General features: G+C 73.9%; 24 protein-coding genes. 16 read left to right on the top strand and 8 right to left on the bottom strand.

Annotated elements, in window-relative coordinates; translation table 11 throughout:
- Positions 1 to 99: 99 nt before the first annotated feature.
- From hemL to ccsB, 6 genes are read left to right on the top strand one after another with little or no spacing between them, the layout of a single operon-like run.
- The gene (gene hemL, locus ACLQ2U_RS01595; RefSeq protein WP_425748680.1) at positions 100 to 1,437 is read left to right on the top strand and encodes a glutamate-1-semialdehyde 2,1-aminomutase; all 1,338 of its coding nucleotides are present in this window, start codon (positions 100 to 102) and stop codon (positions 1,435 to 1,437) included.
- Positions 1,438 to 1,440: 3 nt separating this feature from the next.
- Positions 1,441 to 2,088 (top strand): histidine phosphatase family protein, encoded by a 648-nt coding sequence (locus ACLQ2U_RS01590; protein WP_425748679.1) that lies wholly within the window; start codon positions 1,441 to 1,443, stop codon positions 2,086 to 2,088.
- Positions 2,088 to 2,663, top strand: coding sequence for a TlpA disulfide reductase family protein (locus tag ACLQ2U_RS01585; RefSeq protein WP_425748678.1), 576 nt, complete (start codon positions 2,088 to 2,090; stop codon positions 2,661 to 2,663). Before ACLQ2U_RS01590 ends, ACLQ2U_RS01585 begins: the two co-directional genes overlap by 1 nt.
- Positions 2,663 to 3,478 carry a cytochrome c biogenesis CcdA family protein gene (locus tag ACLQ2U_RS01580; RefSeq protein WP_425748677.1) on the top strand — a complete coding sequence of 272 codons (816 nt, stop codon included), beginning with the start codon at positions 2,663 to 2,665 and terminating at the stop codon, positions 3,476 to 3,478. Before ACLQ2U_RS01585 ends, ACLQ2U_RS01580 begins: the two co-directional genes overlap by 1 nt.
- On the top strand, positions 3,478 to 5,103 hold the full coding sequence (resB, locus tag ACLQ2U_RS01575) for a cytochrome c biogenesis protein ResB (RefSeq protein ID WP_425748676.1): 1,626 nt from the start codon (positions 3,478 to 3,480) through the stop codon (positions 5,101 to 5,103). The genes ACLQ2U_RS01580 and resB overlap by 1 nt, the downstream gene beginning before the upstream one ends.
- Positions 5,103 to 6,080 carry a c-type cytochrome biogenesis protein CcsB gene (gene ccsB, locus ACLQ2U_RS01570; protein ID WP_425748675.1) on the top strand — a complete coding sequence of 326 codons (978 nt, stop codon included), beginning with the start codon at positions 5,103 to 5,105 and terminating at the stop codon, positions 6,078 to 6,080. Before resB ends, ccsB begins: the two co-directional genes overlap by 1 nt.
- 150 nt (positions 6,081 to 6,230) lie before the next feature.
- Here ccsB and ACLQ2U_RS01565 read toward each other — a convergent pair whose 3' ends face one another.
- Positions 6,231 to 6,707 (bottom strand): MarR family winged helix-turn-helix transcriptional regulator, encoded by a 477-nt coding sequence (locus tag ACLQ2U_RS01565; protein ID WP_425748674.1) that lies wholly within the window; start codon positions 6,705 to 6,707, stop codon positions 6,231 to 6,233.
- Positions 6,708 to 6,770: 63 nt separating this feature from the next.
- Here ACLQ2U_RS01565 and ACLQ2U_RS01560 point away from each other — a divergent pair, with 63 nt between their 5' ends.
- Entirely contained in the window at positions 6,771 to 7,331 is a 561-nt protein-coding gene (locus ACLQ2U_RS01560) for a carboxymuconolactone decarboxylase family protein (RefSeq protein ID WP_425748673.1), read from the top strand.
- A 9-nt stretch (positions 7,332 to 7,340) separates the two neighbouring features.
- On the opposite strand, the gene ACLQ2U_RS01555 is transcribed toward ACLQ2U_RS01560, so the two are convergent.
- Positions 7,341 to 8,213, bottom strand: a complete 873-nt coding sequence (locus ACLQ2U_RS01555) for an alpha/beta fold hydrolase (protein WP_425748672.1) — start codon at positions 8,211 to 8,213, stop codon at positions 7,341 to 7,343.
- A gap of 135 nt (positions 8,214 to 8,348) precedes the next feature.
- Here ACLQ2U_RS01555 and ACLQ2U_RS01550 point away from each other — a divergent pair, with 135 nt between their 5' ends.
- Complete coding sequence (locus ACLQ2U_RS01550; protein ID WP_425748671.1) at positions 8,349 to 9,809, top strand: menaquinone biosynthesis decarboxylase; 1,461 nt, start codon at positions 8,349 to 8,351, stop codon at positions 9,807 to 9,809.
- Entirely contained in the window at positions 9,809 to 10,711 is a 903-nt protein-coding gene (gene mqnP, locus ACLQ2U_RS01545; protein WP_425748670.1) for a menaquinone biosynthesis prenyltransferase MqnP, read from the top strand. Before ACLQ2U_RS01550 ends, mqnP begins: the two co-directional genes overlap by 1 nt.
- Positions 10,712 to 10,750: 39 nt before the next feature.
- Here mqnP and ACLQ2U_RS01540 read toward each other — a convergent pair whose 3' ends face one another.
- Entirely contained in the window at positions 10,751 to 11,731 is a 981-nt protein-coding gene (locus ACLQ2U_RS01540) for a terpene synthase family protein (RefSeq protein ID WP_425748669.1), read from the bottom strand.
- A gap of 145 nt (positions 11,732 to 11,876) precedes the next feature.
- Here ACLQ2U_RS01540 and ACLQ2U_RS01535 point away from each other — a divergent pair, with 145 nt between their 5' ends.
- A complete protein-coding gene (locus ACLQ2U_RS01535) occupies positions 11,877 to 12,506 on the top strand; it encodes a UbiX family flavin prenyltransferase (protein WP_425748668.1) in 630 nt (209 codons plus the stop codon).
- Positions 12,507 to 12,590: 84 nt separating this feature from the next.
- Here the strand turns inward: ACLQ2U_RS01535 and ACLQ2U_RS01530 are convergent, their stop codons facing one another.
- Positions 12,591 to 12,857, bottom strand: a complete 267-nt coding sequence (locus ACLQ2U_RS01530) for a BldC family transcriptional regulator (protein WP_088976967.1) — start codon at positions 12,855 to 12,857, stop codon at positions 12,591 to 12,593.
- Positions 12,858 to 13,124: 267 nt separating this feature from the next.
- On the opposite strand from ACLQ2U_RS01530, the gene ACLQ2U_RS01525 reads away from it, so the two are divergent.
- Genes ACLQ2U_RS01525 through ACLQ2U_RS01515 form a run of 3 tightly spaced genes read left to right on the top strand, consistent with a single transcriptional unit; the run spans position 13,125 to position 15,572 of the window.
- Entirely contained in the window at positions 13,125 to 13,583 is a 459-nt protein-coding gene (locus ACLQ2U_RS01525) for an Lrp/AsnC family transcriptional regulator (protein ID WP_425748667.1), read from the top strand.
- A 47-nt stretch (positions 13,584 to 13,630) separates the two neighbouring features.
- A complete protein-coding gene (locus tag ACLQ2U_RS01520) occupies positions 13,631 to 14,458 on the top strand; it encodes an SDR family NAD(P)-dependent oxidoreductase (protein WP_425748666.1) in 828 nt (275 codons plus the stop codon).
- A 22-nt stretch (positions 14,459 to 14,480) separates the two neighbouring features.
- A complete protein-coding gene (locus ACLQ2U_RS01515; protein WP_425748665.1) occupies positions 14,481 to 15,572 on the top strand; it encodes a PLP-dependent cysteine synthase family protein in 1,092 nt (363 codons plus the stop codon).
- A gap of 109 nt (positions 15,573 to 15,681) precedes the next feature.
- On the opposite strand, the gene ACLQ2U_RS01510 is transcribed toward ACLQ2U_RS01515, so the two are convergent.
- From ACLQ2U_RS01510 to ACLQ2U_RS01495, 4 genes are all read right to left on the bottom strand, one after another.
- On the bottom strand, positions 15,682 to 16,302 hold the full coding sequence (locus ACLQ2U_RS01510; RefSeq protein ID WP_425748664.1) for a putative glycolipid-binding domain-containing protein: 621 nt from the start codon (positions 16,300 to 16,302) through the stop codon (positions 15,682 to 15,684).
- Between the two features lie 99 nt (positions 16,303 to 16,401).
- On the bottom strand, positions 16,402 to 18,312 hold the full coding sequence (locus ACLQ2U_RS01505) for a DEAD/DEAH box helicase (RefSeq protein ID WP_425748663.1): 1,911 nt from the start codon (positions 18,310 to 18,312) through the stop codon (positions 16,402 to 16,404).
- 201 nt (positions 18,313 to 18,513) lie between these two features.
- Positions 18,514 to 20,070: a hypothetical protein gene (locus ACLQ2U_RS01500; protein WP_425748662.1), complete on the bottom strand. Its 1,557-nt coding sequence runs from the start codon at positions 20,068 to 20,070 to the stop codon at positions 18,514 to 18,516.
- 136 nt (positions 20,071 to 20,206) lie between these two features.
- A complete protein-coding gene (locus ACLQ2U_RS01495; protein ID WP_425748661.1) occupies positions 20,207 to 21,796 on the bottom strand; it encodes an NlpC/P60 family protein in 1,590 nt (529 codons plus the stop codon).
- Positions 21,797 to 22,035: 239 nt separating this feature from the next.
- Between ACLQ2U_RS01495 and mqnE the strand changes: the two genes are divergently transcribed.
- From mqnE to ACLQ2U_RS01480, 3 genes are read left to right on the top strand one after another with little or no spacing between them, the layout of a single operon-like run.
- Positions 22,036 to 23,205, top strand: a complete 1,170-nt coding sequence (mqnE, locus tag ACLQ2U_RS01490; protein ID WP_425748660.1) for an aminofutalosine synthase MqnE — start codon at positions 22,036 to 22,038, stop codon at positions 23,203 to 23,205.
- A gap of 49 nt (positions 23,206 to 23,254) precedes the next feature.
- The gene (locus ACLQ2U_RS01485) at positions 23,255 to 23,677 is read left to right on the top strand and encodes a hypothetical protein (protein ID WP_425748659.1); all 423 of its coding nucleotides are present in this window, start codon (positions 23,255 to 23,257) and stop codon (positions 23,675 to 23,677) included.
- Between the two features lie 46 nt (positions 23,678 to 23,723).
- Positions 23,724 to 23,999 carry a DUF4229 domain-containing protein gene (locus ACLQ2U_RS01480; RefSeq protein ID WP_425748658.1) on the top strand — a complete coding sequence of 92 codons (276 nt, stop codon included), beginning with the start codon at positions 23,724 to 23,726 and terminating at the stop codon, positions 23,997 to 23,999.
- Positions 24,000 to 24,073 lie beyond the last annotated feature (74 nt).

Here is a 24,073-nt window from a genome sequence, read left to right as displayed (position 1 = left end):
CGATCGGCCGCTCCGCCCGCGCGCCATGGGTGAGCCTGGTAACCCCCGCCCCGGGGTGGCTGCGGATTGCCGGCTCGGCGCTGACACAATGGCCGCATCGTGACCGATACCTTTTTCGCCGGATCCGGCCGCTACCCGGCCGACGCGCCGGCCTCCGAGGCCCTGTTCGACCGCGCCAAGGCCATCGTGCCGGGCGGGGTGAACTCCCCCGTGCGCGCGTTCCACGCCGTCGGCGGCACCCCCCGCTTCATGGTCCGGGGGGAGGGTCCCTGGCTCCACGACGCCGACGGTCGGCGCTACGTCGACCTGGTCTGCTCCTGGGGTCCGCTGATCCTCGGTCACGCCCACCCCGAGGTGGTCGAGGCCGTGCGGGAGGCCGCCGGCCACGGCACCAGTTTCGGCACCCCGACCCCGGGCGAGGTCGAGCTGGCCGCCGAGATCGTCGACCGCACCCCGGTCGAGCAGGTCCGGCTGGTCAACTCCGGCACCGAGGCGACCATGTCGGCGATCCGGCTGGCCCGTGGTTTCACCGGGCGCCCGAAGATCATCAAGTTCTCCGGCTGCTACCACGGCCACTCCGACGCGCTGCTCGCCGCGGCCGGCTCCGGCGTGGCCACCCTCGGCCTGCCCGACTCGCCCGGCGTCACCGGCGCGGCGGCGGGCGACACCATCGTGCTGCCGTACAACGACGTCACCGCGGTCGAGGCGGCGTTCGCGGCCGAGGGCCAGCACATCGCCGCGATCATCACCGAGGCCGCCGCCGGCAACATGGGCGTGGTCGCCCCGCGCGACGGCTTCAACCAGCAGCTCGCCCGGATCGCCCACGCACACGGCGCGCTGCTCATCGTCGACGAGGTGATGACCGGCTTCCGGGTCTCCCGCGCCGGCTGGCACGGCCTCGACGCCTCCGACGCCGACCTCTTGACGTACGGGAAGGTCATGGGCGGCGGGCTCCCCGCCGCGGCGTTCGGCGGGCGCGCGGAGATCATGGCGCGACTCGCCCCGGCCGGTCCGGTCTACCAAGCCGGCACGCTCTCCGGTAACCCGCTCGCGTGCGCCGCCGGCCTGGCCACGCTGCGACTCGCCGACGACGCGCTCTACCGCAGGCTCGACGAGACGGCCGCCGTCGTGGGCAAGCTGGCCGCCGACGCGCTGGCCGCCGCCGGGGTCCCGCACCGGCTGTCGTACGCCGGGAACATGTTCTCGATCTTCTTCACCGACGCCGACGTGGTCGACTACGACAGCGCCCGCACCCAGCAGGTGCCCGCGTTCAAGGCGTTCTTCCACGCGATGCTCGCCGCCGGCGTCTACCTGCCGCCGAGCGCGTTCGAGTCGTGGTTCGTCTCGGCGGCGATCGACGACGCCGCCCTGGAGCAGATCTCCGCCGCGCTTCCGGCGGCGGCGAACGCGGCGGCAGCGGCCGGTCACGGGGGGTAGGGCGTGAGCAAGACGGTGGTCCACGTGCTGCGGCACGGCGAGGTGTACAACCCGGATCAGATCCTGTACGGCCGGCTGCCCGGTTTCCGCCTCTCCGAGTTGGGCGTCCAGATGGCCAAGGCGGCCGCCCAGGCGGTGGCCGAGCGCGAGGTCGTGCACGTGGTGGCCAGCCCGCTGGAGCGCGCTCAGCAGACGGCCGAGCCGATCGCCGCCCAGTTCGGGCTCCCGGTCGGGGTGGACGAGCGGCTGATCGAGAGCGCCAACTGGTTCGAGGGCAAGAAGGTCTCGCCGGGCGACGGATCGTTCCGCGATCCGCGCAACTGGTGGGTGCTGCGGGACCCGGTCACCCCGTCCTGGGGCGAGGCGTACGTGACCATCGCGGAGCGGATGTTCGCCGCCGTGCACGCCGCCCGGGTCGCCGCCGAGGGGCGGGAGGCGGTGCTGGTCTCCCACCAGCTGCCGATCTGGACCCTGCGCCGGTACGTCGAGCGCAAGCGGCTCTGGCACGACCCGCGCCGGCGGCAGTGCGGGCTGGCCAGCCTGACCTCCTTCCACTTCGACGGCGCGAAGGTGACCGGGATCGGCTACACCGAGCCGGCCGCGCACCTGATCGCGATCTCGCCGACCGCCCGGACGGCCAAGGGGGCCTGATGCGTTCCCGGAGGCCGATCGCCGCCCTGCTCGCCGCCGTCGCCGCCGGGACGCCGCTGGTCGGCTGCTCCTCCGGCAGCGAGGAGAGCCGCTGCGCCAACAACGGCGGCATCATCGAGTGCGCCCCGGACCAGCGGTCGAAAACCCCGAAGGTGATCGGTGAGCTGCTCACCGGCGGCAGCTACGACCTCTCCCAGGCCCGCGGCCAGGTGGTCGTGGTCAACTTCTGGGGCTCCTGGTGCGCGCCCTGTCGGGCCGAGGCCGACGACCTGGAGGCCACCTACCAGGCGACCAAGGGCTCCGGCGTGGCCTTTCTCGGCATCAACGTCCAGGACAACAAGGACAAGGCCATCGCGTTCGAGGAGGGCCGGGTCAGCTACCCGAGCCTCTTCGACCCGGCCAGCCGGCTCGCCCTGAACTTCGACATCCCGCCGAACACCACGCCCGCGACGGTCGTGCTGGACCGGGAGGGCCGGATCGCCACGGTGATCCGGGCCGCGGTCAAGCAGGACGGCCTGCAGCCGATCGTCGAGAAGATCGCCGCCGAGCAGCCGGCGTCCGACGGTTCCCGCTGATGGGCGAGACGTTCCGCGAGCTCGCCCAGTCCGGCCCGCTGCTGCTGGCCATCGGCGCGGCGGCACTCGCCGGGCTGGTCAGCTTCCTCTCCCCGTGCGTGCTGCCGTTGATGCCGGGCTACCTGTCGTACGTCACGGGGCTGGCCGGCGCGGACCTGGAGGGCCGGGCCCGGACCGCGCCCGACGAGCCGGCCGGTTCGGGTGGCGTGGCCGTGGCGACCCGGCCGGTGGTCGCGGTCAAGGGGCGGGTACTCGCCGGGACGTTGCTCTTCATCGCCGGTTTCACCGTGGTCTTCACCGCCACCGCGATCCTCTTCGCCAGCTTCGGCCGGGTCTTCTTCGACCACGAGCGGACCCTGGAGATCGTCATCGGCGCGCTGGTCGTGCTGCTCGGGCTCAGCTACCTCGGCGTGGTCCCGGGGATGCAGCGCGAGTTCCGGATCGAGCGGCTGCCCGCCGCCGGGCTGCTCGGCGCACCGGTCCTCGGCGCGGTCTTCGCGCTCAGCTGGCTGCCCTGCACCGGCCCGACGCTCGGCGCGGTGCTCGGCATGGCCACCGCCGGCGGGCAGACCGACCGGGCCGTGGTGCTGGCCGTGGCGTACTGCCTCGGGCTGGGGGTACCGTTCGTCGCCTTCGGGCTGGGCTTCCACCGCCTGCTCGGGGTGTTCCGCGCCGTCCGGCGCAACAGCCGCTGGGTGACCCGGATCGGTGGCGCCCTGCTGATCCTGATCGGCCTGGCGCTGGTCACCGGCGGCTGGCAGAACTTCGTGATCTGGCTGCAGACGACCGTGGGCGTGGGCGAGGTGAGCATCTGATGACGACCGTGGACGACCGGCCGGCGAGCCCGCCCGCCGAGGCGCCCCGGCGCCGGACCCACCCGGTGCTGGCGCTGCTGCGCAACTCGTGGCGGCAGCTGACCAGCATGCGTACCGCGCTGATCCTGCTCTTCCTGCTCGCGGTCGCCGCCATCCCCGGCTCGGTGCTGCCCCAGCGCGGGGTCAACCCGGAGAAGGTCAACCAGTACTTCGTCGACCACCCCGACCTGGCCCCGAAGCTCGACCGGATCGGCGCCTTCGAGGTCTTCGGCTCGATCTGGTTCTCCGCGATCTACCTGCTGCTCTTCACCTCGCTGATCGGCTGCGTCCTGCCCCGGATGCGCGACCACCTCCGCGCGCTGCGGTCCCGCCCGCCGGCCGCGCCGAAGCGGCTGGAGCGGCTGCCGCAGCACGCGGTGCTGGAGTCCCCGGCCGCCGCCGACCCGGCGGCGATCGCCGCGGTGCTGCGCCGCCGCCGCTGGCGGGTCGAGGTCCGCGGCAACGAGGTCTCTGCCGAGAAGGGCTACCTCAAGGAGACCGGCAACCTGCTCTTCCACACTTCACTGGTCGCCGTGCTGCTCGGGGTCGCGCTCGGCTCCTGGTACGGCTGGCACGGCAACAAGCTGCTGGTGGCCGGCGAGGAGAACGCGTTCTGCAACACCCGGCAGCAGTACGCCGAGGCGAAGCTCGGCCCGCGGGTGGACAGTGCCGACCTGCCGCCGTTCTGCCTCACCCTGGACGACTTCGACGCCCGGTTCCTCCCCTCCGGCCAGCCGGAGAGCTACCGGGCCACGGTCACCGTGGACGAGCGGGACGGCGCGACGCGGCAGGCCGGCTTCTCGGTCAACTCCCCGTTGCGTCTTGGCTCGGCCAACGTCTACCTGCTCGGCCACGGGTACGCCCCGATCCTGAAGTACACCGACAAGTACGGCCGCAGCCAGACCAGCACCGTGCCGTTCCTCACCACCGGGGACGCCAACCTCACCAGCGAGGGGCTGGCCGCCTTCCCGGACGCCAACGTCGACCCGAAGACCGGCAAGCGCGCCCCCGACCAGCAGGTCGCCTTCGAGGGGCTCTACCTGCCGACCGCGCCGGAGAGCGCGCCGTTCGCCGAGTCGCAGTACCCGACCGAGCGCAACCCGGCGGTGGTGCTGGTCGCGTACCGGGGCAACCTGGGGCTGGACGCCGGCATCCCCGGCTCGGTCTACCAGCTGGACCAGCGCCAGGTGACCAACGGCAAGCTCAAGCAGGTCGGCAACAAGAAGCTGGCCCCGGGCGAGACGTGGGCCCTGGACGACGGCAGCACGCTGGAGTTCCTCGGCACGAAGCCGTACATCACCCTGTCGGTGCGGCACGACCCCGGCCAGACGATGATGCTCGGCGCCTGCGTGGTGCTGCTGGCCGGCCTGATGGGCTCGCTCTTCGCCCGGCGACGCCGGGTCTGGTTCCGGGTGACGACCACCGACCCCGGCAGCGGATCTCCGACGAACGGTAGTAGCTTGGTGGAGGCCGGTGGGCTGCCGCGCACCGAGCATCCAGGGTTCGCCGACGAGTTCGCGCAGCTGGCCGCCGCGGTGAGCGACGGCGGCCGGGCCGACCGGCGGGCGCGAGAAGGAGACGAGTGATGTCCGCACTCTCCGAACTGCTGGTGGCGTTCGCCATCCTGGCGTACCTGGTCTCGATGATCAGCCACGCCGTCGAGTACGCGCTCGGCAACGCCCGCGCGGTCACCGCCGCCCCCGCCCGCGAGCTGGTCGGCGCCGGGGTGGGTGGCAGCGGCGGCTCCGCCGACGTGCCCGTCTCGCCGGCACCCGCCGAGACCCGGCGCAGCCGGTCGGCGGAGCGGGCCCGGCTGGCCGGCCGGATCGCCGCCTGGGTCACCGCGCTCGCCGCGGTGCTTCACCTCGGCGCGCTGGTCGCCCGGGGCGTCGCCGCCGAGCGGATGCCCTGGGGCAACATGTACGAGTTCGTGCTGACGGTCACCTTCATCGGGACGGCGGCCTGGCTGGCGGTGCTCTGGAAGCGCCCCGCGCTGCGCCGGCTCGGCCTCTTCCTGACCCTGGTCATGGTGCTGCTGCTGGCCTTCGCCGAGCTGAAGCTCAAGGTCCAGGTGGTGCCGCTGATGCCGGCGCTGCAGTCGTACTGGTTCGTCATCCACGTGTCGACGATCGTCTTCGCCTCCGGCATCTTCCTGCTGGGCGTGGTGCCGGCCGCGGCGTTCCTGCTGCGCAACGGGTACGAGGCCGGCAAGCGGAGCTTCCCGTACATCCTGGCCCGGCGGCTGCCGGGGGCGGCCGGCCTGGAGCGGCTGACCTTCGCGCTGCACGCCTTCGCCTTCCCGATCTTCACCTTCGCGGTGATCGCCGGAGCGATCTGGGCCGAGGCGGCCTGGGGCCGGGCCTGGGGCTGGGACCCGAAGGAGACCTGGGCGTTCATCTCCTGGGTGGTCTACGCCGGCTACCTGCACGCCCGGGCCACCCCGAGCGTGAAGCGCAACGTGGCCACCTGGATCGCGGTGCTCGGCTTCCTGACCATGCTGATGAACCTGTTCGGGGTCAACTTCTTCTTCACCGGCCTGCACTCGTACGCCGGCGTCAACTGACCCTGGTCGCCGCTCGGCGTCGGCCCGTGAGCGATCCGGCATCCGCTCAGTCGGACGTGGTCCTGGTGGACCCCGGCGTGCTCTACACCGGCGAGCGATGACCGCGGCGTGTCGGGGCGCTGACGTTTAGACGATCATGGGCTGGCCGGCTCAGCCGCCGAACCAGCCGGGGACGTCGAGGCGGAAGAAGTTCGGCTGGGCGACGCGGTGCAGGTCGTCCTCCATCGCGGCGACCCGCTCCTCGCCGAGAATGGCCGTCCAGCGCTCGCGGAGCCGGTCGAAGACGACCGCCGAGCGGCGCAGGCCGTCCAGGCCCTTGTCCGTCAGCCGGACCAGCTTGCGGCGGGCGTCGGCGGGGTCGTCGGCGCGTTCCAGGTAGCCGAGGGCGACCAGCCGGTCCACCGTCTTGCCGGCGGCCTGCTTGGAGACGCCGAGGCGCTGGCCCAGCTCGGACGCGGTGGTGCCCTCCGTCCCGACGGCCTGGAGGACGAAGCCGTGCACCGGCCGCAGCTCGGGATGCCCCTGCCGCGCGAGCTCCGCGTGCAGGTCGTCGATGAGCGTACGGAAGCCGGCGAGCAGCAGCAGGGGGAGCGCGAAGCCGGGACGCCCCGGATCAGGCGTTGCCACGTTCGACAACTCCGTTTACTATTTGGTCAACCACGTTGTCCATCGTACGCGAGAGGGCTCGCCATGTCCCGACCGGTCTTCACCGCCCACACCCCTGACACCGCACCCGCCGCCGCCCGGCCCACCATGGCCGGGGTGCACCGCCGGCTCGGCCACCTGCCCACCGCCGTCGCCCTGATGGCGGAGTCCCCCGAGCTGCTCAAGGGCTTCCTCACCGCCAGCGCCACCTTCGAGTCCACCGACCTCGATCCGGTCGCGCGGGAGGTGGTCGTGTTGACCGTGGCCACCCGCAACGAGTGCCACGTCTGCGTGGCCATGCACACCGCCACGCTGACCAGTGCCGACGCCGCCCCGGAGCTGGTCGCCGCGCTGCGAGCCGGCACCGAGCTGCCCGACCCGCGGCTGGAGGCGCTGCGCCGGTTCACCCTGGCCGTGCTCGACCACCGGGGCGCCGTCCCGGACGACGAGCTGCGCGCCTTCCTCGACGCGGGCTTCCGGCCCCGGCACGCCCTGGACGTGGTGCTCGGCGTCGGGACGTACACGATCTCCACCTTCGCCAACCGCCTCATCGACGCCCCACTCGACCCGCCCCTGGCCGCGTACGCCTGGCGGCCGGCCGCCTGATCGCGGCCGTCAACCACGCAGGAAGGGCAGCAGCAGGGCGAGCAGTTCGGCCGGCCGCTCCTCGAAGAGCCAGTGGCCGCACTCCTCGACCACCTCGCCGGTGACCTCGTCGGCGTACCGGCGGACCTGGTCGGCCACCTGGCCGCCGAGGCTGGCCCGGGCGCCGATCGCGAGCACCGGCATCGGCAGCCGGGTCGCCCGGTACGCCGCGTTGTCCGCGATGTCCTGTCCGAACGCGCGGAAGTAGTCGAAGCTCGCGCGCAGGTGGGCCGGGTCGCGCAGGTGCTGGGCGTACTCCTCGATGTCGTCCAGGCCGATGCTGCCCTTGTTGACCATGATCGAGTCGGTGAACCGGTCCACCCAGAGCGTCTCCCGGCCGGCGACGAGCTGTTCCGGCAGACCGTTCATGAGGTTGAAGAAGCCGAAGTTCCACACCGCCGGGCCGGCCGCCGTCAGCGCGGGGAGGGCGTAGATGCTCTCGTCGGGGATCGGCGCCTCGCTGAGCACCAGCCGCGAGACCCGGTCGGGATGGGCGGCGGCGTAGGAGTAGGCGACCATGGTGCCCACGTCGTGGCCGACCAGCCGGATGTCCCGGTCCAGGCCCAGCCCGCTCAGCAGGCCGTGCAGGTCGGTGGCGAGGTTCTTCTTGTCATACCCGGCGGCCGGGGCGTCGCTGTCGCCGAAGCCGCGCAGGTCGGGCGCCACGACCTCGAACGACCGTCCCAGCTCGGGCAGCAGGTGCCGCCACATGTGCCAGCACTGCGGATAGCCGTGCAGCAGCACCAGGGCCGGCCCCCGGCCGCCCCGGACATAGTTGATCGTGACGTCGCCGACCCGGGTCCGCTGCTCGGTGAACCCCTCCGGAATCCGTCCCTCGCCCATCACCGCCCCCTCCATCCGTCGGGCCCGACTACCCGGCCGCGTTCCGGCCATGCCCGCGCGGCGGGCAACCGGGATCGCGGGGGTCACACCACCCGGCTTGGTCGACCCGGTGAGCGGTGCGGGAGACTGGCAGCCATGGCGGCTCGTGGCTTCCCGTACACCGATCTCAAGGACTTCCTCGCGGCGCTGGAACGCGCGGGGGAGTTGCGCCGGATCGACGTCCCGGTCGACCCCACCCTGGAGATCAGCGAGGTGGTCACCCGGACCGTCCGCGCCGGCGGGCCGGCGCTGCTCTTCGAGCGCCCCACCCGGGGCGAGATGCCGATGGCGATCAACCTCTTCGGCACCGAGAAGCGGATGGCGATGGCGCTGGGCGTCGAATCGCTGGACGAGATCGGCGCGCGGATCGGCGCGTTGATCAAGCCGGAGCTGCCGGTCGGCTGGTCCGGCATCCGCGAGGGCCTCGGCAAGGTCATGCAGCTCAAGTCGGTGCCGCCGCGCAAGGTGAAGACCGCGCCCTGCCAACAGGTGGTCTACCGGGGCGACGACGTCGACCTGGGCCGGCTGCCCGGCCTGCAGGTCTGGCCCGGCGACGGCGGGATCTTCCACAACTACGGGCTGACCCACACCAAGCACCCGGAGACCGGCAAGCGCAACCTCGGCCTCTACCGGCTGCAGCAGCACAGCCGCAACACCCTCGGCATGCACTGGCAGATCCACAAGGACTCCACCGCCCACCACGCGGTGGCCGAGCGGCGCGGTGAGCGGCTGCCGGTCGCGGTGGCGATCGGCTGCGACCCGGTGGTCTCGTACGCCGCCTCCGCGCCGCTCCCCGGTGACATCGACGAGTACCTGTTCGCCGGTTTCCTCCGCGGCGAGCGGGTGGAGATGGTCGACTGCCTGACCGTGCCGCTCCAGGTGCCGGCGCACGCCCAGGTGGTGCTGGAGGGCTACCTGGAGCCCGGCGAGCGGCTGCCCGAGGGGCCGTTCGGCGACCACACCGGCTTCTACACCCCGGTCGAGCCGTTCCCGGTGCTGCACATCGAGGCGATGACCATGCAGCGCGACCCGGTCTACCACTCGATCGTCACCTCCAAGCCGCCGCAGGAGGACCACGGCCTCGGCAAGGCCACCGAGCGGATCTTCCAGCCGCTGCTCAAGCTGCTGATCCCGGACATCGTCGACTACGACCTGCCGGCCGCCGGGGTTTTCCACAACTGCGCGATCGTGTCGATCCGCAAGCGCTACCCGAAGCACGCGCAGAAGGTGATGAACGCGATCTGGGGCGCGCACCTGATGTCGCTGACCAAGCTGATCGTGATCGTCGACGAGGACTGCGACGTGCACGACTACAACGAGGTCGCCTTCCGCGCCTTCGGCAACGTCGACTACGCCCGGGACCTGCTGCTCACCGAGGGGCCGGTGGACCACCTGGACCACTCGTCGTACCAGCAGTTCTGGGGCGGCAAGGTGGGCGTCGACGCCACCCGCAAGCTGCCGACCGAGGGCTACACCCGGGGCTGGCCGGAGGAGATGTCGATGTCGCCCGAGGTGGTCTCGCTGGTCGACAAGCGCTGGAAGGAGTACGGAATCTGATGACGGCTGTGCTGGAGCGGCCCGGCCGCGTCACGTCCTTCCTCAAGTTGGTCGCGATCGAGCACTCGGTCTTCGCGCTGCCCTTCGCGTACCTGTCGGCGCTGACCGCGATGCGGGTCGACGGCGGCCGGGTGCGCTGGCTGGACCTGCTGCTGATCACCGTCGCGATGGTCGGGGCGCGGACGTTCGCGATGGCCGCGAACCGGATCCTCGACCGGCGGATCGACGCCCGGAACCCGCGTACCGCGAACCGGGAGCTGGTCACCGGGGCGGTGAGCGTCCGGACGGCCTGGACCGGCGCGGCGGTCGCGCTGGTGGTCTTCCTGGCCGCCGCCGCCCTGCTCAACCCGCTCTGCCTGGTGCTCGCCCCGCTCGCGGTGATCCCGCTGGTCGTCTACCCGTACGGCAAGCGGTTCACCAACTGGCCGCACGCCATCCTGGCGATCGCCCAGGCGGTCGGCCCGGTCGGCGCCTGGCTCGCGGTCACCGGCACCCTGGACGGCTCCTGGCCGGCCTGGCTGCTCGGTGCCGCGGTCGGCCTCTGGATCGGCGGCTTCGACCTGATCTACGCCTGCCAGGACGCCGACGTGGACCGGGAGATCGGCGTGCACAGCGTCCCCGCGCGCTACGGCCTGCGGTTCGCGCTGCACGCCTCGACCGTCGCGCACGTGGTGACCTTCGCGCTCTTCATCTGGTTCGGTGCGCTGGTCGGCTTCGGCTGGCTCTGGTGGATCGGGCTGGCGTTCACCGCGGTCGCGTTCGGCTACCAGCACCTGGTGGTCAGCCCGACCGATTTGAGCAAGGTCAACCGGGCGTTCTTCACCGCGAACGGCTTCGTCGGCATCGCGCTCTTCGTCTTCGCCCTGCTCGACCTGGTGATCCGCCTTCACCTGCGCCCCTGACCCCACGCCGCGCCCGCCCGGGCGGGCGCGGCGCGGGGGTCAGGGGTGGGCGGGGAGGGGGTAGGCGGGGAGGGGGTAGCGGGCGCTCTCCAGGGTCCAGTCGACGGTGCCGCGGACCGCGTTCGCGACCCCGTCGAGGTGGGTGGCGACCGACTCGTCCAGCGCCGGACCGAACGACGGCACCGCCGCGCGCAGCGCGACGAAGTGCGCCATCGAGTCCCGCCAGCGGTCGGCGACCAGCTGCACCGCCGTCTCCAGCGGCACGCCCCGCTCGGCGGCCAGCGCCAGCACCAGGTTGTGCCCGCCCGAGGTGGCCCGGTCCCGCTCCACCGAGGCGACGTCGTTGTACCAGGAGAGCAGGTCGTTGCCGAGCTCGCCGAGCCGGCGCAGCAGCGGGTGGTGGTAGACCGGGTCGGGCAACGGCCGGCCGGTCGCGAATTCGATCAACGGGTACGACACGTACGCCGCCGAGGTGGCCCGGCGCAGCTCGACGTACTCCGCCACCCCGGGCGCCCGACCTGCCTCCTTGGCGACCGCTTCCCGCCACGTCCCGTCGAGGTGGTGGCCGACCGCGTCGGCGAAGCGCAGCCGCCAGCGGGCCGGCATCCGGCGCCGGGGCAGCCGCCACCCCTCGACCAGCAGCCGGCGCAGCGGACCGCTGAAACCGGGGTGCCGGCGCCGGGGCCCCTCGTGCAGCAGGCTCAGCGCCCCGGCCCGCAGCGCGCGGATCTGCTCCGGGGCCAGCCGGTCGGGACCGTCGCAGGCGTCGTCGACCAGGAAGAACCAGGTGAAGAGGGCGGCCAGGGTCCGCAGGTCCGGCTCGGCGGCGTCCGGGTAGAGCCGGCCGGCGTACCGGGCGAAGCCGGCCCGGTCCAGCCGGTCCAGGGCGTCGGCGTCCAGCGGCAGGCCGAGCCGGGGGAGCCGGTCCAGCAGCCACTCCTGCACCGAATCGGCGTACGGCGACAGTCGGGGGGGAATGGGACAGGCGGCCCGCAGCGACCAGAGGATCCCGTCGGCCATGTTCGATCCCTCCCGCGCGGCGCGGATCGCCGACGGCAGCATGTCAGGTCGGTGGCGATCCCGCCGTCCGCATGGACAAGGGGTGTCAACGGTGACACGGGGGGTGGTCGCCGGGGCGCCACGCCGACCAGGCAGGCTGGGCGCCATGCGCGAACCATGGGTGGTCGGGGTCTCCGGCGCGTCCGGCACGCCGTACGCGGCGGCCGTCGTCCGGGGGCTGCTCGACGCCGGCGAGCCGGTGGACCTGATCGTCTCCCGGGCCGCCCGGCTGACCGTCCTCGACGAGACCGGGCGTCCGTTCCGGGACGGCCACTGGGCCGAGGACCTGGCCGCCTGGCTGGGCCGGGACCTCGACGACGCGGACCTGCGGCACTGGCCGGCCGGCGACCTCGCGGCCGGACCGAGCAGCGGCTCCTACCGGGTACGCGGGATGGCGGTGGTGCCGGCCAGCACGGCGGCCTGCGCCGGCATCGCGATCGGCCTCTCCAAGGATCTGTTGCAGCGGGCCGCCGAGGTCAACCTCAAGGAGCGCCGCCCGGTGGTGCTGGTGCCCCGGGAGACGCCGGTGACCCGTAGCCACCTGGAACACCTGATCGCGCTGCACGACGCCGGCGCGGTGGTGTTGCCGGCCAGTCCCGGCTTCTACGGCGCGGGGGCGTCCGCCACCGCGCAGCAGCTGGTCGACTTCGTGGCCGGCAAGGTGCTCGACGCCCTCGGCGTGCCGCACACGTTGTTCCGGCGCTGGTCGGGGCAGCTCGGCGCCGACCGCTCCTGAGCCGGAGCCGCAGCGCGGCGCCTCTCAGCTCAGACGGAAGCGGACCGGACCCTGCGGCCGGTCCGCGCTCCCATCTCGCACCATTCAGTACATCCCGGCATTGGCCGGACCCGGCCCGGTCGAGGCGGCGGGGCCGACGTTGCGCGGCTTGCCCATCTCTTCCGCCTCGTCCAGCATGCCCTCCCCTTCCAGCAGGGCCCGCACCTCGGATTCCCGAAACCGGCGATGCCCGCCTGGAGTCCGGATGCTGCCTATCCGGCCGGCCGCCGCCCAACGCGTCACAGTCTTCGGGTCTACCCGAAACAGCGCGGCGACCTCACCCGGTGTCAGCAGGCGATCTCCAGTGTCCACAGCCCCCTCCTCGCGTCGACGAAGCCCCCGGCTGAACACACTGCCCCCGGCCGGTGCGAGCCCAGAGCCGTCATGAGGGACGTATGGCAATTACAGCACCAGCGACCTGGCCTGTCCGCCAAACGCGAAAAACGCACTGAGTGAGAAGTTAGTAAATGGTACCGGTGGAGATCCCCCTTGACCATCAGTATGCGAACGATGACGCACTGCATGTTCAACGGATGCCGGCCGCCGGACGTTACGCCCCGCCAGCTAAGGTCACACTCCGTGGACGCCATCGACCTGAGCCTCGTCGAACTGCTGCGCGGCAACGCCCGCCTGTCGTACGCCGAACTGGCCCGGCAGGTCGGCCTCTCCGCGCCGGCCGTGCACGAGCGGGTCGGCAAGCTGGAGTCCAGCGGCGTCATCCGGGCGTACCGGGCCGAGGTGGAGCCGGAGGCGATCGGGCTCGGCGTGACCGCGCTGATCGGCATCGTCGAGGACTCCGGCGGCGACACCGACGACGTGCTCGAGGCGTTCCGCCGGATGCCCGAGATCGAATCCTGCTACTTCATGGCCGGCGTCGAGTCGTTCCTGCTGAAGGCGCGGGTCGGCACCATCGCCGAGCTGGAGCAGCTGATCGTGCGGCTCAACCGCACCCCCGGCGTCGCCTCCACCCGGACCGGGATCGCGCTGTCGACCAAATGGGAGAACCGGCCCCAGCCGCTGGAACCGGCCAAGTCCTGACCTGTCGGCCCTGGCGCTGGCCCGTCCCCTGGCGATACCTTGCGCCGATGACGACACCGGCGCCCGGAGCGGCCGTGGTGACCGGGGCGGCCGGCGGCCTCGGCCGGGCGATCGCTGCCGCGCTGCACGCCGACGGCTGGGCCGTACTCCTCACCGACCTGGACGCCGACGCGGTCGGCGCGGCCGCCGCGCCGCTGGGTGGCTGGTCCCGGCCGCTGGACGTGCGGGACGAGGCGGTCTGCGCCGAGGTCGCCGCGGAGGCGGCCGGCCGGGGCGGGCTCGGCCTCTGGGTCAACAACGCCGGCATCCTGGTCACCGGCCCGTCCTGGGGGCACGACGCGGCCACCCGGCGGCGGGTGGTCGAGGTGAACGCGCTGGGCGCGATGACCGGCACCCTCGCCGCCCTCGACGTGATGCGCGCCCAGGGGCGCGGGCACGTGCTCAACGTCGTCTCCCTCGCCGGCCTGGTCGCCGCGCCCGGCGAGACCGTCTACGCGGCCAGCAAGCACGCGCTGCTGGCGTTCAGCCTCGGCACCCTGGCCGACCTGCGGATGGCCGGGCTCCGGGACGTACACGTGTCCTGCCTCTGCCCGGACGGGATCTGGACGCCGATGCTGCACGACCGGCTGGACGACCCGGGCGCGCTGGCCTCCTTCACCGGGACGATGCTGACGCCGCAGCGGGTCGCGGCCCGGGCCGCCCGGCTGGCCCGCCACCCGCGCCCGGTGGTCAGCCTGCCGCGCTGGCGTGGCGCCCAGGTTCGGCTCCTCGACACGCTGCCCCGGCTGGCGCTCGGGCTGACCCCGGTGGTCCGCGCCGCCGGTCGGGCCGGACAGCGCCGGCAGCGTCGCCGGGTCGGGCCGGAGCCGAGCTGAGCTCGCTTGTAACCTTGCCGGCGTGACTCATCTGGACCGGTGCGACGAGGCCAGCCGGGCGTGGGTGACCGAGGCGATCGCCACGGTGGAGGCCGACGCCAACCGGTCCGCCGACACCCACCTGCTGCCCTTCCCGCTGCCCCGTCAGTGGGGGATCGACCTCTACCTCAAGGACGAGTCGGTGCACCCCACCGGCTCGCTGAAGCACCGGCTGGCCCGCTCGCTCTTCCTCTACGGGCTCTGCAACGGCTGGATCGGGCCGGCCACCACGGTGATCGAGGCGTCCTCCGGCTCGACCGCGGTGTCCGAGGCGTACTTCGCCCGGATGCTCGGGCTGCCGTTCATCGCGGTGATGCCCGCCTCCACCTCGCCGGAGAAGATCAGCCAGATCGAGTTCCACGGCGGGCGCTGCCACCTGGTGGAGGACCCGGCCAAGGTGGTGATCGAGGCGCGTTGGCTCGCCGAGGACACCGGCGGGCACTTCATGGACCAGTTCACCTACGCCGAGCGGGCCACCGACTGGCGGGGCAACAACAACATCGCCGAGTCGATCTACGCCCAGCTCTCCCTGGAGCGGCACCCGATCCCCGCCTGGATCGTGGTGGGCGCCGGCACCGGCGGCACCAGCGCCACCATCGGCCGGTACGCCCGCTACCGGCGGCTGGCCACCAAGCTCTGCGTGGTCGACCCGGAGAACTCGGCGTTCTATCTGGCCTGGCTGGCCGCCGACTGGTCGGTGCGCACCGGCCGGGGCTCCCGGATCGAGGGCATCGGCCGGCCCACCGTCGAGGCGTCCTTCCTCCCCTCGGTGGTGGACCGGATGACGGCCGTCCCGGACGCCGCCTCGCTGGCCGCCATGCGGGCCGGCTCGGCCGTGCTCGGCCGCCGGGTGGGCGGCTCCACCGGCACCAACCTCTGGGGCGCCTTCGGGCTGATCGCCGAGATGCTCGCCGAGGGGCGGACCGGCTCGGTGGTCACCCTGATCTGCGACGCCGGCGACCGGTACGCCGACACCTACTACGCCGACGAATGGGTTGCCGGGCAGGGCTTCGACCTCGCCCCGCACCTGGCCACCGTCGAGCGCTTCCTCGCCACCGGCGCCTGGCCGGCCTGACCGCCGGCCCCCGGCGCCGAGGTGGTCACCGCGCTACAGACCTGATGACGCGAACGAATCACCGTGCCGACGCCGCCTCCCGCCTCCGCCCGGCGACGCCGGCCGGGGCTCAGCGGGCATCGACCCGCTCGGCCACGCCCGGGTAGCGCAGCACCAGGCCGTTGCCGTCCAGCTCCAGGTCGGCGCGGAAGGTGTCGCTGGCGAACCGGACCCGGTTCGGCCCGAGGGCCGTGTAGACCTGCTCGGCGGGTACGACCTCCAGGCTCGGCACCAGCACCCAGGCCACGGTGATCGTGCGCGGGAGGTCCGGCGGCGCGCCGGCCAGCCCGAGCCGGCGCACCGGCAGGCTGTTGAAGAGCGGGGAGCCGCCCAGGTCCACGTCGAGGGCGTCGTGCAGCCGGTCCGGGTCGTCGGCGCCCGGCAGGCCGGCCGGCGGGTGCCCGGCGGCCCGCAGCGCCGCGTCCAGGTCGCCCTGCTCGCCGGCGGTCACCCGCCACCCGCCCGCGCCGCGCTCCAGGCGTACGCGGCGCGACCAGCCCGCCCCCTCGGCCTCCACCTCCAGTGACGTGGTGGCCCCGTCCGGCCCGGCGGCCAACCGGTAGCGGCAGGTGTATGCGATCGGGTCCACGGCGAGCTGGGTGCCGCGAGCGGCGAACCCGGTGCCGTCGTCGAGGACGGCGTGCTCGGTGCCGGCCGTGTCCGTCCGGCTCCAGAAGAGTGACCTCGGCATGGGTCGGACGTTACGCGAGCCGGCCGGCGCCGGCAGCGCATGCGGAAACGCCGCCGCGGAGCGTGGGCTCCGCGACGGCGTTCCGGGTGGTCGGCAGGATCAGTGGGTACGCGCCGGCGGCCGGCCGCCGAAGCCGCGCCGGTCGTCGCGCGGCTGGTCGTCCCGGCCCCGCCCCTCGGGACGGAACCCGCCCTGACGGTCGCCGCCGCGCTGCTCGCCGCCGAAGCGACGCTCACCCTGCGGGCGGTCGCCGAAGCGCTGCTCGCCCCGGGTGTCCCGGTCGCCGAACCGGCGCTCGCCGGCCGGCCGGTCGGTGCGGTCGCCGAAGCTCCGCTGGCCGCGGTCACCGATTGAGCGGTCGCCGCGGTCACCGAAGGAGCGGTCGCCGGCCGGACGCTCGCCGCGGCCCTCGAACCGGCGCTCGCCCCGGCCGTCGCCGCCGCGCTCAGCGCGGTCGCCGAAGCGCTCGCCCCGGCCGTCGTAGCGGCGCTCGCCCTGCGCGCGGTCGCCGAAGGAACGGTCACCGGCCGGGCGCTCGGTGCGGCCGTCGAACCGCCGGTCGCCGAAGCGCTCGCCCTGCGGCCGGTCGCCGAACCGGCGCTCACCGGTCGGCCGGTCGCCGAACCGGCGCTCGCCCCGGCCGTCGCGGTCGCCGAAGCGGCGCTCGCCGCTCGGCCGGTCGCCGAACCGCCGGTCCCCGCGGTCGCCGAAGCGGCGCGGGCCGCCGGGCCGGTCGCCGTGCCGGCGCGGCTCGGGCTCCTCACGCACCGGGACCCCGCTCGGCTCGCGGGCGCCGGTCAGCTCGGCCAGCGTCGGGTCGCCGGCCCGCACGCGGGACTCCTCCGGCTCGACGCCCGCCTTCTCCAGCATGGCCAGGGTGGTGCGGCGCTGCTTGGGCAGGACCAGGGTGGCCACCGCGCCGGACTCGCCGGCCCGGGCGGTACGGCCCGCGCGGTGCAGGTAGTCCTTCGGTTCCTTCGGCGGGTCAACGTGCAGTACCAGCGAGACCCCGTCGACGTGGATGCCCCGGGCGGCCACGTCGGTGGCGACCAGGACGTTCACCCGGCCTTCACGGAACTCGGCCAGGGTCTTGGTCCGCATCCGCTGGGTCTTGCCGCCGTGCAGCCCGCCGGCCCGTACGCCCACCGCGGCCAGCTGCTCGACCAGCCGGTCGACGCCGAGCTGGGTACGGGCGAACACCATCGTCCGGCCGTCCCGGGCCGCGATCGACGCCGTCACGGAGAACTTGTCGTGCGGCGGGATCAGCAGCATGTGGTGGTCCATGGTGGACACCGAGGCGGTGGAGGGCGCGGTGGAGTGGGTGACCGGGTCGGTCATGAACCGCCTGACCAGCGCGTCCACGTCACCGTCCAGGGTGGCCGAGAAGAGCAGCCGCTGCGAGCCGGCCGGCGTCTTCGCCAGCAGCTCGGTCACCTCGGGCAGGAAGCCCATGTCGGCCATCTGGTCGGCCTCGTCGAGCACGGTCACCTCGACGTCGTCCAGGTTGCAGACGCCACGGGAGATCAGGTCGCCGAGCCGCCCCGGGGTGGCCACGATGATCTCCACGCCGCGGCGCAGCGCGTCGATCTGCCGGTCGTACGGGACGCCGCCGACGGTGGTCTTGAGGAAGATCCCGACCGCCTTGCCGAGCGGCATCAGCGCGTCGTTGACCTGCATGGCCAGTTCCCGGGTGGGGACCAGGACCAGGGCCCGCGGGTGCAGCGGCCGGGCCCGGTTGCGGTCGGCGAGCCGGGCGATGATCGGCAGGCCGAAGGCGAGGGTCTTGCCGGAGCCGGTCTGGCCCCGGCCGAGCACGTCCCGGCCGGCGAGGGCGTCCGGGAGGGTGGCCCGCTGGATCTCGAACGGGGTGGTGATGCCCTGCCGGGCGAGCGTGGCGACCAGCGGCTGGGGCAGCCCCAGGTCGGCGAAGTTGATCTCGGCGACGGGGGCGTCCCCGGTCGGGAGGTCGAGGGCGGACGGAATGGTGCCGGGGTCAGCGGAGGTGGTCAAGAAATGCCTTTCGAGCGGGGCGCATCTTCGCGATGGCCCGCCGCGGCTGTGCACTCCGCCGAATCGCCCGCAAGATCGCCCATGGGCGCGCACCGTGCGCGCCAGGTCAGTGATCGGGACAAGTGTACGGCGGCCCGGCGACACCGACGGCCGAGCGCGAGCGGGTAGTGGGCGGGCTCACCATCGCTCCCGTCCCGGGGCTCACTTGCTCAGGACGTTGCCCACCAGACCGTCCAGCGCGTCGTTGGCGAGCAGGACGAGCAGCACGCTGATCGTCACCAGCAGCCCCAGGGAGGCGGCCAGCACGATCACCACCTTGGCTGTGTTGGACCGCGGGGTGGGCGTGTCGGCCCAGCCCTGGGCGAGGATGTGCCCGGTCAGCGAGCCGGAGTTGTCCAGTGGGTTGCCGGCCGGGAAGGAGACCGTCGAGAAGCCCGGCCCGTCGGTGCCGCCGTAGGCGGTGCTGGCCAGGTCCGGCCCGCCCCGGTACGGGGTGCCCGACCCGCCCGCGCTCCCGCCCCGGTACGGCCCGCCAACGGTCCCGCCCCGGTACGACCCGCCCGCGCTCTCGCCGGCCGGGTGCCCGCCGCCGGGCGTACCTCGGGAGGGCGCGCTCCGGTGGTCGGTCAGGTCGGATGCCGGCCAGCTCGGCGTGGCCGGCGCCGGCACCACCGGCGGCGTCGACGCGGCCGGCGGCGCAGCGGCGGCGCGGTACAGCGGCCCCGAGCTGACCGGCGGCGCGGAGGCGGGAGCCGTGGAAGCCGGCGGCGCGGAGACGGACGCGGCGGCCCGGTACGGCGGCGCCGAGACGGGCGCCGTGGCACGCGCGGACGCGATGACCGGGGACCGGCCGGCCGGCGGCGCGGAGACCGGGGCTGCGCCGGTCGCGCCCGGCATGGCCGGCGGGGGCGGGAACGGCGGCGCCGGCATCGGGCCGGGCGGCGGCGGTGGCCCGGGCAGCGGCGGACCGGGCGGCGGCACGGGCGGGCCGGGCACGGGCGGCACCGGCCCCGGCGGGGTGGGACGCGGCCCGGGCGGCGGACCCGGCAGCGGCGGCACCGGCGCGGGGAATGGCCCGGGTGCCGGCGGCTCTGGTGTCGGCGCCGGCGGGACCGGGCTCGGCGCGGGCTCCGGGGCCGGTTCCGGCTCGGGCGTCGGTGGGGTGGGCGGCTGCGCCGGCTCCGGTGGCTGGGCCGGCTCGGGCGGCTCCGGATTGACCGGGGTCGACCGGTAGACCGTGGCGGCGCCGCCATCGGCCCGGCCGACCGCGCCGGCGGCAGCTCCGGCGCCGGCCTCCTCGGCGGAGATCCGGCTGAGCCCGGGCACGACAGCGCTGGCCCGGGCGGGTCCGCCCGGCGTGCCACCCCGCTGCTCCGGCACCGCCGGGGCGGCCGGGGCGGGAGCGGAGTCGGACGGGTGGCGGCCGGCCTGCCCCGGAACGAGGTCGGTGGGACGGCGGCCGGTCGGCCCGACGGCGGGGGCGGCCTCGTCCGGACCGGCGGGGGAGCCGGTCGGGGTGGCGGCGGGCGCACCGGCGCGGTAGGTGGTGCTGGTGGCCGGGGCCGCCGGCAGGTCGCCGCCCTCGGGCGGTGCGGTGACGGTGGCGACGCTGGCCCGGGCCCGCGCCGGCGCGGCGGCACCCGCCCCGACCTGCCGGGGGCCGTCGACAGCGGACGGACCGGAGGCGGCTTCCCGGCCGGCGGGATCGGGCACGGATCCGCGGTCGACGGTCTCCGCCGGAACCTGGTGATCGCCCATGCTCGCCCTCCGCGCCGCGCCCGCACCCGCGCCCGTGACTCCGGGCCGGGTGTGCCTGCCTGTCACGGTGCCACATTCCGACCCTTCGGCACAGTCGGAGGGCATACCGGAGGTGGGGCGGCCCGGCTGCCGCGGGTCAGCTCCCGGTGCTCGCCGAGGTCGAGGTCGAGGCGGAGGTGCTGCTCTCCGGTGCCGTGCTGCTCTCGGCCGTGGTCGGCGCGACGGTGCTGGTCTCCGGCGTGGGCGAGGTGGACTCCGACGTGCTCGGCACCGGGGCGGGGCTCTCCGACGGCGGCGGAGTGGTGGGCGACGGCGGGGTGCTCGGCGGCGTCGAGGGCGGGGTGGTCGGCGGCGTCGACGGCGGGGTGCTCGGCGGCGTCGAGGGCGGGGAGGTCGGCGGCGTGCTCGGCGGCGTCGACGGGGGCCGGGTGGGCGTCTGGCTGGACGTCCCGCCGGGCCGCGGCGACGGCGTGGTCGGCAGCGGCGCCGGCGGGATCGAGGTGACCGGGCCGGGCACCGCCCCGACGACCCGGGTGGCGGCGTAGAGCGCGGACCACCGGACCGTCGAGATCTTGACCACGTCGCCGGTGCTCGGCGCCTGGACCATCTTGCCGCCGCCGAGGTACATCCCGACGTGGTGGATCGCCGTCCAGCTGCCGCCGGAGGCGAAGAAGAGCAGGTCGCCGGGGAGCAGCGCGCTGCGGTCCACCGTCCGGCCGCGAGTGGCGTAGTACTGGTCCCGGGAGACCCGGGGCAGATCGTAGTAGCCGGCCGACCGGTATGCGGCCCACATCAGGCCGGAGCAGTCGAAGCGGTCCGGCCCCTCGGCCGACCAGAGGTACGGGTCGCCGAGCTGCGCCAGCGCGTAGCGGACGGCGGCCAGGGCCTGCGGGCTGGCGATCAGCCCGGTGGTGCTCTGCCCCTCGACGTACGCCGCGCCCAGCTTCTGCTCGGCGGCCTCCCGCTGGCGCTCGAACTGGATCAGCTGGGCCTGGTTCTCGGCGCGGAGCTTGACCAGCTCGGCGTCGCTCTGCCGCAGCCGGGTCTGGGCGGTGGTGAGCTCCCCCTCGGCCCGGCGGACCCGGTCCTGGGTGGCGGTCAGCGCCTGGGCGGCCCACTGCTCGGCCGCCCGGGCCCGGGACAGCTCCCCGTCTGCGGCGGTGGTCGCGCCCTCGGCCTGCTCGCCCCGGGAGAGCCGCTTCAGGTCGCTCAGCCCCTGCAGGTCCCGGGCGAGCTCGCCGGGCGGCAGTGCGGCGGCGGCCTTGAACGCGTCGGCGGCGACGTCGTCGGCGCGCTGCTGGGCATTCGCCAGCGCGTCCCGGGCTGTCGCCAGGTCACGCTCGGCCAGGGTCAGCTGCGCGCGGGCGTCGTCGCGCTGCTGGCGCAGGTCGAGCATGTGGTCGCCGAGCTGCCGGTTCTCCTCCTGCAGGGCGTCGATCCGGGCCAGCAGTGGGTTGGCGGCCACGCCGGTGGTCGGCAGGGTGGCGGCGCCGCCGGGCAGCGTCGTGGTGGGATAGCCGGGCAGTCGCAGGTCGCCGGTGGCGACCGGGCGGGCGCCGGTGTCGGGTACGACGCCGGGCAGCGCCGGATCGGCGTACGACGGGGTGGCCAGCGCCATCGCCGCGACGGCGCCGAGCAGGGCCGACCAGAGCGTCGGGCGCAGCACCGGCGAGATCACCGGGGTCCCGCGTCGTCGCTGCCGTGGCCCGCGCCCACTGTCGACCATTACGCTCCCCGCTCGGCGTGCCGTGCCGCGCTAGGTTGCCGCGGCGAACCGGGACGCTACCAGTGTGTGTCGCGCCCCACTCTGTCTACCGCACCGGGGCAACGATGTCGATGCGTCGCCGGGTTACGTCAGGCTGAGAGTCCGGTGAAGTACGTCGCTGCCGGTGCCCGTCCTGCCGGCCGGTCGGTGGGCCGACGTAGGCTCGACCGGGACCGCAGGTGGAAGGGACGTGGCTTTCGATGGACGCCGGACTCAAGCGTGAGCTCGAAGCGAAGGTGTACGCCGGGGAGCGGCTGAGCCGCGAGGACGGCATCGCCCTCTACGACAGCGACGACCTGGCCTGGCTGGGGCGGCTCGCCCACCACAAGCGCACCGAGATGAACGGCGACCGGGTGATGTTCAACGTCAACCGGCACCTCAACCTCACCAACGTCTGCTCCGCGTCGTGCGCGTACTGCTCCTTCCAGCGCAAGCCGGGGGAGAAGGACGCCTACACGATGCGCATCGACGAGGCGGTCCGCAAGGCCAAGGAGATGGAGGACGAGCAGCTCACGGAGCTGCACATCGTCAACGGCCTGCACCCGACGCTGCCCTGGCGCTACTACCCCAAGGTGCTGCGCGAGCTGAAGGCGGCGCTGCCGAACGTCAAGCTCAAGTGCTTCACCGCGACCGAGGTGCAGTGGTTCGAGAAGATCAGCGGCCTCTCCGCCGACGAGATCCTCGACGAGCTGATGGACGCCGGCCTGGAGTCGCTGACCGGCGGCGGTGCGGAGATCTTCGACTGGGAGGTCCGCCAGCACATCGTCGACCACGAGTGCCACTGGGAGGACTGGTCGCGGATCCATCGGCTGGCCCACTCGAAGGGCATGAAGACGCCGTCGACCATGCTGTACGGCCACATCGAGGAGCCCCGGCACCGGGTCGACCACGTGCTGCGGCTGCGTGAGCTGCAGGACGAGACGGGCGGGTTCGCGGTCTTCATCCCGTTGCGCTACCAGCACGACTTCGTCGACTCGGCGGACGGCAAGATCCGTAACCGGATCCAGGCCCGGACCACGATGGCCTCGCCGGCCGAGTCGCTCAAGACCTTCGCGGTCTCCCGGCTGCTCTTCGACAACGTCCCGCACCTCAAGAACTTCTGGGTGATGCACGGGCTCTCGGTGGCCCAGCTGTCGCTCAACTTCGGCGTGGACGACCTGGACGGTTCGGTCGTCGAATACAAGATCACCCACGACGCCGACTCGTACGGCACGCCGAACACGATGCACCGGGACGACCTGCTGCACCTGATCTGGGACGCCGGCTTCCAGCCGGTCGAGCGGGACACCCGCTACAACGTGGTCCGGGAGTACGACAAGCCCCCGTCGCTGGCCGAGCGTCGCTCCGAGCCGCAGCAGGTCTGGGCCTGAGCCGGCCGTGGCGGGCCGGGGGCACCGGCTCGCGTACCCTCGTAGCGTCATGAGTGAGCAGCGGAGCGGGTTTCCCCGCCGGGACGCCGAGGGGCGCATCCTCACCCTGGGCGACCTGGTCGGGATCGGCCTCGCCGGCTGGGTCGTCGGCATGCTGGCGCTGGTGCTGTTCGACCTGGCCTTCGCGTCGATCGGCGCCGGGGATTTCGGGCGTACCAACGGCTGGCTCGCGGTGATCCTGCCGGCCTGGCTGTTCTGGGACGACTTCCGGGCCTGGGAGTTCGGCGCCGCCCGGGTGGTCGCGGCGCTGGTCGCCGCGGCGGTCGCGGCGGTCGGCGGGCTGCTGGTCGCCGGGCTGGCCGGCGGCCTTGCGCCGCTGCTCACCGGTGGGCTGGGCGCGCTCGCGTTCACCCTGGTCTACGCGGTGCTCTGGTTCCAGGGCGTGCACTGGCTGGCCCGGCGGACGGGCTGAACCACCCGCCCGGGGCCACCCGGGGCGCGGAGAACGGAGTGGGAACGTGAGCGCGGCGGTCAAGTACACGCTGGGCCGGATCGGGCTGTTCGTCGTGGTCGTGGCAGCCCTCTGGCCGATCGACATGAACCCCTTCCTCAAGCTGATACTGGCGCTGGCGTTCTCCGCGGCGGCCTCGTTCTTCCTGCTGCGCGGCTGGCGCGACGAGATGGCCGAGGAGATGGCCGCCGCCGCCGAGCGGCGGCGCGCCGAGAAGGAGCGGCTGCGCTCCGCGCTGGCCGGCGACGACCAGCCGGGCGAGGGCGAGCGTCGGGAGAGCTGACCCGGGGACGCGCGTCCGCCCGGATCGGACCCACCAGCGGCGAAAACGGGGCAGCGGGATCGGTCCGCGCCCGC

Origin of the sequence: Micromonospora sp. DT47, assembly GCF_049844475.1 — a bacterium.
Taxonomy (GTDB): domain Bacteria; phylum Actinomycetota; class Actinomycetes; order Mycobacteriales; family Micromonosporaceae; genus Micromonospora.
The sequence above is the reverse complement of the archived record's forward strand: the minus strand, read 5'-3'. Positions and strand labels throughout refer to the sequence as shown.